The sequence below is a fragment of the Kitasatospora sp. NPDC008115 genome, assembly GCF_042957205.1.
GTDB lineage: Bacteria > Actinomycetota > Actinomycetes > Streptomycetales > Streptomycetaceae > Kitasatospora.
Genome location: NZ_JBIBHU010000075.1, coordinates 1 through 3,440, shown reverse-complemented (window position 1 = coordinate 3,440; position 3,440 = coordinate 1). Strand labels below are relative to the sequence as shown.

Annotated in this window: 3 protein-coding genes and 1 pseudogene; 2 read left to right on the top strand and 2 right to left on the bottom strand. The window is 73.9% G+C overall.

Translation table 11 applies throughout. The features are described from left to right. Both ACFZBX_RS36825 and ACFZBX_RS36820 read right to left on the bottom strand, forming a co-directional pair. Positions 1-126: pseudogene (locus ACFZBX_RS36825) on the bottom strand (electron transfer flavoprotein subunit beta); the annotation flags it as partial. A 394-nt stretch (positions 127-520) separates the two neighbouring features. Next, positions 521-847 carry a TlpA family protein disulfide reductase gene (locus tag ACFZBX_RS36820; protein WP_391538181.1) on the bottom strand — a complete coding sequence of 109 codons (327 nt, stop codon included), beginning with the start codon at positions 845-847 and terminating at the stop codon, positions 521-523. A 345-nt stretch (positions 848-1,192) separates the two neighbouring features. Between ACFZBX_RS36820 and ACFZBX_RS36815 the strand changes: the two genes are divergently transcribed. Both ACFZBX_RS36815 and ACFZBX_RS36810 read left to right on the top strand, forming a co-directional pair. Next, complete coding sequence (locus ACFZBX_RS36815; RefSeq protein WP_391538180.1) at positions 1,193-1,963, top strand: lysophospholipid acyltransferase family protein; 771 nt, start codon at positions 1,193-1,195, stop codon at positions 1,961-1,963. 155 nt (positions 1,964-2,118) lie between these two features. Beyond that, on the top strand, positions 2,119-3,333 hold the full coding sequence (locus ACFZBX_RS36810; RefSeq protein ID WP_391538179.1) for a TolB family protein: 1,215 nt from the start codon (positions 2,119-2,121) through the stop codon (positions 3,331-3,333). Positions 3,334-3,440 lie beyond the last annotated feature (107 nt).

Sequence of the window (3,440 nt, the reverse complement as noted above, 5' to 3'; positions counted from 1 at the left end):
GTACTCGTCCAGCTCCGACAGAAGGCCGTCCACGCCCTCCCGGTCGGTGGTGTGATCGTCCGAGAAACGACGGTCACCCGTCGCGTCCGGCACGTACTTCACACAGACAACGATCCTCAAGCTCACGGCCTGTCTCCTGTACTGGTCTCGTCCGGCGGCTGCGGCTGTTGCAAGCGGGCGCGAAACACGGCTCGCCCCTGCTCCCGGCAGCGTGTTCCCGTGCCGGTCCGGAACTTCCTGGCAGCATACCCGCCAGTAGCCCGACGGTCACTACTCGCCAGTAGCTTACGCCGCGCGGCCCCGGCCGAGCGCCCCGCGGACCCCCTCGGCAGCCCCGGGGAGGCCTCCGGTCCGGCACGGACCGCGGGACGGTCACACCGCCGTCAGGGCCATCCTGCCCCAGCCCACCTCCGACCCCACCCGACGGGGCCACCCCTGCGCCACCCGGTACGCCGCGGAGCCGCCCCGCACGCCCCCGCCCGCACCCCGGCGCCCGCACGGCACCACCGCCAGGCCGCCGTCAGAGCGCCGCGCCCAGCGCCGCGATCACATCCGCCCGCCGCGGCTGCCCGGCCGCCCGCCGCACCACCCCGCCCGCGGCGTCCAGTACCAGCACCGTCGGCGTCCGCGCCACGCCCAGCCGCCGCACCAGCTCCAACCGCTCCTCGGCGTCCAGTTCCACGTGCGCCACGCCGGCCACCATCCCCGCCACCTCGGCCAGCACCCGCCGGGTGGCCCGGCACGGCTGGCAGAACGCCGTGGAGAACTGCACCAGCGTCGCCCGCTCCCCCAGCGGCTCCCCCAGCTCCGCCGCCGACAGCCGCACCGCCCCGTCACCCACCCGCACCCACAGCCTTCCGTCACCCGCGCCACGACGGACACCCCAACGCGCCCGCGGCCACCACAACACCCGTCGCCGCCCCGGTCATCCCGGGGGCCGCCCCGGGACGACCGGGCAGCGAAACCGACCGGACGCCCGGCCGGAAAAAGTTCCCGTCCCAGCTCATCACGCACATCACACCGCCGGAACCGACCGCGCGGCCCGGCTCAGGTGACAGCGGGTACCCGTTCGGGGGATCATCTCCGTGTATCGCCCGTGGCCGCCGCGGTGTGCCGCGCCCCCGGTCGGCCCGCCTACGACGCGGGAACCCGCCGTACCGGGCCACCAGGCCCGTCGAAGTCAGGACTGACCGTGGCAGAGCTCGTGTACCCGCCGGTGATCGGCGCCGCGCTGACCGTCTTCCGCGCGCTCGACGTGCGCATCAGGATCGTCGGCGCCGAACACATCCCCGCCACGGGCGGGGCGGTGCTCGTGAGCAACCACATCAGTTACCTCGACTTCCTCTTCGCCGGCCTCGGCGCCTACCGCGGTGGCAAGCGCAAGACCCGCTTCATGGCCAAGGACGACGTCTTCAAGCACGCCGTCTCCGGCCCGCTGATGCGCGGCATGAAGCACATCCCGGTCGACCGCACCGACGGCCAGCCCGCCTACGAGGCCGCCGTGCGCGCCCTGCGGGCCGGCGAGGTGGTCGGCGTCTTCCCCGAGGCGACCATCAGCCGCTCCTTCATGCTGAAGAAGTTCAAGACCGGCGCCGCCCGGATGGCCGCCGACTCCGGCGCCCCGCTGCTCCCGGTGGTCCTCTGGGGCACCCAGCAGCTGTGGACCAAGGGCCGCCCCAAGACCCTCACCAAGCGGCACGTCCCGGTCACCATCATGATCGGCGAACCGATCGTGCTGAAGCCCGAGGACAAGCCCGTCATGGTCACCCGCCGGCTGCGCGCCGCGATGTCCGAGATGCTCGACCGGGCCCAGCGCGAGTACCCCGGCAAGCCCTCCGGCCCCGACGACACCTGGTGGCTGCCCGCCCAGCTCGGCGGCACCGCGCCCACCCTGGAAACCGCCGAGGCCGAGGACGAGGCGGAGGCCCTCGCCAAGGCCGAGCGCCGCACCGCCAAGGGCTGACCCTCCGCCCGCGCGGATGACTCCGCGTCCCCGAGCGGACGCGGACCGTCGCGTGTCGCCCCGTTCCACCCGCTCCGATCTGACACAGTGACAGCTCCTTCGGGGGGCTCGCGCCCGGCCTCGCCGGACGGATCGGAGACGGAGATGAAACGCGGATGACCCGCACACGGACACGGCTCTCACGGACCACCCCCACCATCCACCGCACCACCCCCGCCACGGCCCGCACCCGCCACCGCGCCGGTGCGGGCCTCCTGCTCGCCGGGGCCCTGCTCACCGGCTGCGGCGCCCAGCCCGGCGACATCCCGCTCAGCGAGATCCGCGCCGAATCCCCCACCCCGACCGCCGAACCGGCCGGCGCCGCCCCCGACGTGGTCGGCGCCGCCGCGGCGACCCCGGCCGCACCCGCCGCCCCGGCCGCCCCCAACGGCCTCATCGCCGGCCGGGTCTTCCTCGACCAGGAGCGCCTCACCAGCGCCATCTTCACGGTCACCGCCGACGGCAGGACCCGTCAACAGCTCACCCGGCCACCCGAGCAGACCCGCGACGACCACCCCTCCTGGGCCCCCGACGGCACCACCCTCGCCTTCGACCGCACCGGCGGCGACTCCCCCGGCCGGATCTGGATCACGGGCACCGACGGCCGGGACGCCCAGCCGCTGGGCTCGCTCTGCCAGGCCGGCGCCCCCGACTGCCTCAACGAGACGGAGACCACGCCCGCCTGGTCCCCGGACGGCACGCAGCTCGCCTTCACCCGCACCTGGGGCGAATCCGACCCGACGACCGAACAGATCCAGTACAGCGACCTCTACGTCATCGGCACCGACGGCACCACCGCCCAGCGGATCACCTTCCTCACCAACGACACCCCGTACTCCGGCACCGTCACCGACCCGGCCTGGTCCCCCGACGGCACACAACTCGTCTTCTCCTACCGGACCAGCTCCACGGGCCAGCCCGCCAACAGCCGCGCGCTCTACATCGTCAACGCCGACGGCACCGGCCTGCGCCGCCTCACCCCCTGGGAACTGCGGGCCGGCGAACGCGCCAACTGGTCCCCCGACGGCGGCCACATCGTCTTCACCACCTACCCCACCGACACCGACACCGCCCCCGGCGGCGGCATCTACACCGTCCACCCCGACGGCACCGCCATCGAGGCGCTCACCCCCGGCCCGTCCGACATCGCGTACGGCGTCGCCTCCTACTCCCCCGACGGCACCACGATCGCCTTCGCCCAGACCCCCGCCGGCGGATCCTCCGAGCTCTACACCATGCACCTCGACGGCTCCGGCGTCGCCCGCCTCTCCGACACCCCCGGCCGCGAGGAGAGCCGCCCCGACTGGGGCACCGCCCAGCCACAGGGCTGACACCTGGACGGAAACGCAAAGAACCCCCGCCGGAATACCGGCGGGGGTTCTTCTCAAAATTTGTTCGGCGGCGTCCTACTCTCCCACAGGGTCCCCCCTGCAGTACC